9 protein-coding genes and 1 pseudogene are annotated in these 6,238 nt (G+C 55.8%); 8 read left to right on the top strand and 2 right to left on the bottom strand.

Annotation, left to right across the window (positions count from 1 at the left end):
- Nucleotides 1-964, top strand: a 964-nt coding sequence (locus AAC035_RS17515) for a multicopper oxidase domain-containing protein (RefSeq protein ID WP_339806383.1), incomplete at its 5' end; no start/stop codon positions are given.
- On the opposite strand, the gene AAC035_RS17520 is transcribed toward AAC035_RS17515, so the two are convergent.
- Nucleotides 961-1,191 carry a hypothetical protein gene (locus AAC035_RS17520; protein ID WP_339806384.1) on the bottom strand — a complete coding sequence of 77 codons (231 nt, stop codon included), beginning with the start codon at nucleotides 1,189-1,191 and terminating at the stop codon, nucleotides 961-963. The two genes, AAC035_RS17515 and AAC035_RS17520, sit on opposite strands and share 4 nt — an antisense overlap.
- Before the next feature lie 419 nt (nucleotides 1,192-1,610).
- On the opposite strand from AAC035_RS17520, the gene AAC035_RS17525 reads away from it, so the two are divergent.
- From AAC035_RS17525 to AAC035_RS17555, 7 genes are all read left to right on the top strand, one after another.
- Nucleotides 1,611-1,919 (top strand): hypothetical protein, encoded by a 309-nt coding sequence (locus AAC035_RS17525; RefSeq protein ID WP_228285638.1) that lies wholly within the window; start codon nucleotides 1,611-1,613, stop codon nucleotides 1,917-1,919.
- Nucleotides 1,920-2,030: 111 nt separating this feature from the next.
- Nucleotides 2,031-2,324, top strand: a complete 294-nt coding sequence (locus AAC035_RS17530; protein ID WP_094625679.1) for a hypothetical protein — start codon at nucleotides 2,031-2,033, stop codon at nucleotides 2,322-2,324.
- 99 nt (nucleotides 2,325-2,423) lie between these two features.
- Nucleotides 2,424-2,933 carry a DUF411 domain-containing protein gene (locus AAC035_RS17535; RefSeq protein ID WP_094625678.1) on the top strand — a complete coding sequence of 170 codons (510 nt, stop codon included), beginning with the start codon at nucleotides 2,424-2,426 and terminating at the stop codon, nucleotides 2,931-2,933.
- A gap of 10 nt (nucleotides 2,934-2,943) precedes the next feature.
- A complete protein-coding gene (locus AAC035_RS17540) occupies nucleotides 2,944-3,798 on the top strand; it encodes a hypothetical protein (protein ID WP_053115571.1) in 855 nt (284 codons plus the stop codon).
- Entirely contained in the window at nucleotides 3,791-4,246 is a 456-nt protein-coding gene (locus AAC035_RS17545) for a cytochrome c (RefSeq protein WP_011784882.1), read from the top strand. The genes AAC035_RS17540 and AAC035_RS17545 overlap by 8 nt, the downstream gene beginning before the upstream one ends.
- A 49-nt stretch (nucleotides 4,247-4,295) precedes the next feature.
- Entirely contained in the window at nucleotides 4,296-4,772 is a 477-nt protein-coding gene (locus tag AAC035_RS17550; RefSeq protein ID WP_011784881.1) for a hypothetical protein, read from the top strand.
- A gap of 26 nt (nucleotides 4,773-4,798) precedes the next feature.
- Entirely contained in the window at nucleotides 4,799-5,155 is a 357-nt protein-coding gene (locus AAC035_RS17555; protein ID WP_339806386.1) for a cytochrome c biogenesis protein CcdA, read from the top strand.
- A gap of 126 nt (nucleotides 5,156-5,281) precedes the next feature.
- On the opposite strand, the pseudogene AAC035_RS17560 reads toward AAC035_RS17555, so the two are convergent.
- Nucleotides 5,282-6,187: pseudogene (locus tag AAC035_RS17560) on the bottom strand (IS3 family transposase); the annotation flags it as partial.
- Nucleotides 6,188-6,238: the final 51 nt, after the last annotated feature.

Below are 6,238 nucleotides of genomic sequence, written 5' to 3' on the forward strand. Positions count from 1 at the left end.
CGGATTGCCGTCAGGCGACAATGAACTGTTACTGGTGCTTCAGGACCGCACCTTTGCGGGTGCCAATGAACTGGTTTACCTCGACGGGGGTATGGGAGCCATGATGGATCGCATGCACGGTTTTCTGGGAGACAGGATACTGGTTAACAGCGTTCCTCCGGCCACGCGCAAGGTCGCCACGCGCCCATACAGAATTCGGGTCCTTAACGGCTCCAATGCCCGCATCTACAAACTGGCCTGGAGTGACGGGCGACCTGTCACAGTGATCGGTGCAGACGGTGGCCTTCTCCCGGAACCGGAAGACAGGCCCTACGCCACTCTGGCTCCGGCCCAAAGGCTTGATATCTGGTTAGACCTTTCCCAGTCCCAGCCGGGTAGCACTCTGGAGCTCATCAGCGACAGTTTCCAGGCCGGTATGATGGGCGGAATGGGAATGATGGGTAGCAACGCTCTTCCCCTCGGCAGCCGATTCACCCTGGTCGGTCTGGAGGTGGCCGAATCGTTAGAGGTCAACGAACAGTTGCCAGCGCAGTTAGGTCAGCAGCGGCAAAGGATACTGGTAGGAAGTAACACACGCATCCGGACGTTTGAGTTAAGACCGGTGATGATGCGGGGCTTTGCGATTAACGGTCGGCGTTTTGAAGGGCCCCACGTGGCGGATGACGAAAAAGTCCGCCTTGGCGATACGGAAATCTGGGAATTCCGGAACAACACACCCATGCCGCACCCCATGCACATTCACGGTTTGCAGTTCAACATTGTGGGGCGAAGAGGTGGCAACTCGGACAGTTTGCAGCAGGGCCTGGTGGACAGCGGCTGGCACGACACGGTTCTGGTCATGCCCCGGGAAACGGTCCAACTGGCGATGAAGTTCGAGCGCTTTGCCGGCCTTTTCATCTACCACTGTCACAACATGGAACATGAAGACGCAGGGATGATGCGCTATTTTCAGGTGCAAGGCTAAGCGCCGCCGGTCTCCTTCGTCTGCTCAACCGTTGTCACCGAGCCCGACTTGTCCTTGCACTTCATCATGCACAACCCAAGACCACACATGATCAGGCAGGGCAGGAGGCTGATCAGTATGGGAGCGAGTCCGAATAGCACCAGGTGTTCCCAGCCAAAGGTAAGTCCGGCGATGACCGCGATGGCGCCAAACAACCACCAACGCCGTGGCCCTGTCAGCAAACCCACTAGCCTTCCTCGGCCAGGATCTGAATTCAACGTGCCCTTGTCTGTGCCGCTCGTTTTGTTACAGCAACTCATTATCGTCCCTCATTTTTACCTTAGTTGTTGGTTGCTCATTTCCACCGCTTATGCGGTAAACAGCCTTGCAGTTGAGCATTTTTAAGAAAGTAACGTTGAAGCAAGGTTTAAGGTCAAGGCTTTTATCAGAATGGCCAAAGTGAATTCACCTTGGGCCTTTGGGTATCGATGGCGTTGTATCATTGAAATAAAAACTGCTAGGATTTGGTGAACTGAAAGACGAGCTGTGTGTCACAGCGTTGAACCTTTACAGCTTGGTGCTTGGAATCAGGATGACCGCAACAACCCGCCAATTTATTTCCGCGCTGCTATCACTGCTTCTGGTGATAAGCGGGCCGGCATTGGCTATGTCCAAAATAGCGGACAGCGACGCGGACACTGCGATGCCGGATTGTGGTTCCATGATGATGGCTCAGGCTGAGAGCGCCGGCTCCTCAACAGATACTGAAACGGATTGTTCCTCAGCCCCTGACATGGCCTGCCCGAGCGCCAGTGGGCTGATCAAATGCGGGGTCAGCGTCAGCGTTGCCCTGTTACCGGGGGATTCCATCGGTTTTACCGATACGGGCTCCCACCCGGTATTGACCGCACGATCAACCTTCTACCAGGATCCGTTCCTGGCCTCTATTACGCCTCCTCCAGAACACCACTCCTGAGTTTTAACCCGGATTTTTGCCTCTAGGAGGCAAGCTCTTTAACGTTAATTCTTACAACAAAGTCTCGTACTTCCGTCCATCCGTAACGAGACTTTAACTGGAGTAAATCAAATGCGTAATTCAAAACTCAAGCTTACCGTAACCGCCGCCGTTCTGGCAGGCAGTGTTGCCCTCTTCTCTGCCGTTGCCCACGGCGAAGGCGCCGGCATGATGGCCGGACACTCCGAGCAGAATGGCATGATGTCCTCGCAAGGCACGGAGGGTATGGGCGGCATGATGGGGATGATGAACATGATGTCCGATATGTCCCCTGAAGACCGTAAAGCCATGACCGCAGCGTGCATGAAGATGATGCAGGCTCATGGTGGCGATGGCATGAAAGACAAAGACACCGGCACCAAATAACCATTTGGACACCCTCATGAACTGAAGCTATGGGCCGGGGATGCATGTGCATCCCCGAGCCCTGCACTGCATATAAGCGATTCCAACCGAGGATTTTCCATGAAGACCATGAAACTCGCCCTTTATACGGGTATAGCCGCTGTCGTTATCGGCGCTGGCGCCACCTTGGCCATCCAGGCCAACGAATCTGACCAGTCATCGGTTGCGCAAGCCGAGAGTGGAAAGACAGTTCAGGCCATCACCATTTACAAGAGCCCCAATTGCGGTTGCTGCCAGGACTGGGCCGAGCACCTCGCGGCCAATGGCTTTGAGACCCGCATCGTTGAAACCGACAACCTCAATGAAATCAAGCAAGAGTACGACGTACCCCGAGATATGGCGTCCTGCCACACTGCGCTGATCGGAGACCTGGTGATTGAGGGCCATGTGCCGGCCAATGACATCGTCGCCTACCTTGAGGACCCGCAGTTCAATACGATTGGGCTATCAGTGCCGGGCATGCCCCATGGCACCCCCGGCATGGAAACCGGCCGGAAGGACGATTACCAGGTCATCGCTTTTAATGCCAATGGCAAGCAAGGTGTTTTCCGTGAACACAAGGATTACTGAGGTCAGCCCCATGAAAACGATGGTTTACCGCCTGAATTCTGGCGTTTCCAGGCTTTTCCTGTTCGCGTTGGTTGCCGTCATGCCGGCCCTGGTTCAAGCCGAGTCTGCGAATGATGCCCAAGCAGTGAAAGCGCTGGCGACTGACTCCTCCGGCGCCCTGCTGGTGCTTCGGGATAGCGGCCTGCTTGTTCTTGATGATAAGACTGCCGCCGACATCCCGCTGCCACCGTCCGATTCCGGCGCTCAACCCCGTTCCATGGCAAAGGGCGCGGACGAACGCCTGTACCTGGCAGGGCCAGGCCTTGGCATCTGGCGCTATGAGTATGCTAGCGAGCGCTGGCATTCCCTCAATGACACCCTGCCGGATCTCGGAATCACCGCCATTGCCGCCCACGCCACCCAACCGGAAACGCTCTACGCCTATCTTGGTGAAGGTGGCATGTTCCGATCCAGGGACGGCGGTGGCGAATGGGTGAAGGTTGACGGTGGACCCCGGGAGCCGGTGCAGGCGTTCCTGCACTCGGATATGCCCGGCAGCATGGAAAGTGGCTGGCTGTTCGCGGGCACCACCCGTGGTGTGGCCCGTTCCATGGACTGTTTTTGCTTCTGGGGCGATGCCGGCGAATTGCGAGGGGCGGTGACGGCCATTGATTACGATCCTTCGGCCCCGGAGAACGTCTACGCCGTAATCGAGGGGCAACTTCACCACAGTTCTGACGGCGGCGAAACCTGGGTTGGCCTTGAAATACCCCAGGCAATCACCGCTCTGACATTCTCACCCAAGGAAGGACTCGTGGTGGGCACGGAAAACGGAGACCTGCTTTCGCGGAACGCCTCTGGCGAATGGGTGCCTGTTCATGAATAAGTGGTTTGTCCCGCTGGTCTTGCTCGTTGCCCCGGCCCTTCTGATGGCCGGTGGCGCGCCACCAAACAGCGACAGCTTGCCGACCGAAGTGGCCAAGGGTCGCCAGATCTACGAGCAATACTGCGCCGCCTGCCACGGATGGCAGGGTGAAGGTGCGGCCAACTGGAACAAACCGGATGAGAAAGGCGAAATGCCCCCGCCACCACACGATGAGACCGGCCACACCTGGCGCCACAGTGATGCCATGCTGTTCAGGATGATTGCCGAGGGATGGCGGCATCCCTTCAACAAAACAGATCGGCTGGCTATGCCAGCATTTGAGGACACCCTCACCGACGAGGAAATTCAGTGGGTGATCGAGTACCTGAGAACACTATGGACAGACGACCAGCGCCGCTATCAACAGAACGAAAGTCAGGACATTAACCAGGCCGAGAGCCCCTCCTGACTTCTCACGGATACCAGACAACACTCCTTTAAATCTCGGTAACTCGAAAATGTCGTTGAAGCAGCACTTCAATAAATGGTCATGGTTATTCGGTATAGCCGGTTTCAGTCTGGTGGTCGCTGCAATTTTCGTGTTGCCGCAGTACCTGAAGCCTGATCTGGATGCCGGTGTCACTTTTTACGCCACCGAGGGATGCGCACCTTTTGAAGGTCAGTGTATCGGGCGAAAGGGCGATCAAACCATCACAGTCGGCTTAGGTAATGAAGCCATCGAATCGATGACAGAGATTCCCATTCGTGTGCGTCTCGATAACATGACAGCAGACTCCCTGATCGTGGATTTCGAAGGGCTTGAAATGTACATGGGCGTGGTCCGCACCCAGCTGCTACCGAATGCCCAGGGTGTTTACCAGGGAACCATTACCCTGCCGGAGTGCGGTACCGGCAAGATGCTATGGCGGTCGAGGGTTATCATCGACAACGACCCTTCCAGTGAAGGTATCAAATTTGATTTCTGGGCAGTTTAACGGACTTACAAAACTTAGGGGACTAAATTCCTGATCTTGCAACCTGGGGAATTGGCGCCGCGTTTGCCATCGGCTGGACACCCTGTATAGGCCCCATACTCGGGGCCATATTGGCGCTCAGCTCCACCCATGCCAATGCTGAGGCGGGCATGCTGTATCTGGCGGCGTATTCGTTGGGGTTAGCTCTTCCTTTTCTCGGAAGTGCCCTGTTTATTGAACACTTTCGGCAACGAGTACGCTGGTTCAGTCGCTGGAGTCGACTACTGAGAGCGTTTTCTGGCTTGGTGCTCGTTGTCATGGGCTTAATGGTGCTCACCGGTCATATGACACTCTTTGCGTCGTGGATGTTGTCGACGTTTCCTGTTCTCGGAAGGTTTGGTTGAGCTTCCTACAGCCAAACTACAGGGAACTGTTCATGGCTTCATACTTAAATACTGCGTATAAACAGGTTTCATGAACAAATGGGGCTGCCTTTTCGTTAACTAATGGTTTTGTAGTGGTCAAGTGTTTTAGGCCACCGTCTTTTGAGTTTTCCAGTAGGCCTGCTCCGCCATATTCGGCGGCAGGCCATCGTTATGCTTATGCGGTCGCACCGCACTGTAATAACCGATCATATAGTCCGTGACCGACTGTTTCGCCGAGGCAAAACTCGAATACCCTGTTTCCGGTACCCACTCCGTTTTCAAACTCCGGAAGAAACGCTCTGTGGGGGCATTATCCCAGCAATTCCCTCGGCGACTCAGGCTCTGCTGCATCTGGTAGCGCCAGAGCAGCTGTCGGAATCCCAGGCTGGTGTACTGACAGCCCTGATCCGAATGAAACATGACATCAGATGGCTCTGCGCGTGATTCATAGGCGATCGTCAAAGCCTTCATCACCAGTTCTGTGTTGGGCGACAAAGACATCGCCCAGCCCACCGGCTTACGGGAGAACAAATCAATGACCACCGCCAGGTAAGCCCAGCGCGCGCCGGTCCAGATGTAAGTAATATCGCCCGCCCAAACCTGATTGGGCTCCTTCACATCGAACGCCCGGTCAAGCCGGTTCGGGATGTCCAGGTGCGGCTGATCCGCTTTCTTGTAGGCGTGGCTCGGTGGTTGCGTACTCGCCAGCCCCAACTGCTTCATCCGCCGGCCCGCTCGGTACCGGCTCAGTGGTGTTCCGGCCTGCGTGATCATTCTGGCAATACTGCGCGCTCCGGCAGAACCGTTGCTGGCTGTATGCGCCTCGACAACCTGGTCCAGCAGCGCCTTCTCAGCCTCACAGAGTTCTCTGTCCCGGTCACGCCAGGCCCTGTAGCTACTGCGATGCACTCCAAACACCTGACACAGATGCTGCACCGCATGGCTCTCTTCAAGTCGCTCGATTATCGAGAATTGCTCAGGGAGTCCGACATCAAGAGAGCGGTAGCCTTCCTAAGAAACACCATCGACAGCCTGCAACGTGAATCCAAACTCGGCTGCACG

Source organism: uncultured Marinobacter sp. (genome assembly GCF_963974375.1).
Lineage (GTDB): Bacteria > Pseudomonadota > Gammaproteobacteria > Pseudomonadales > Oleiphilaceae > Marinobacter.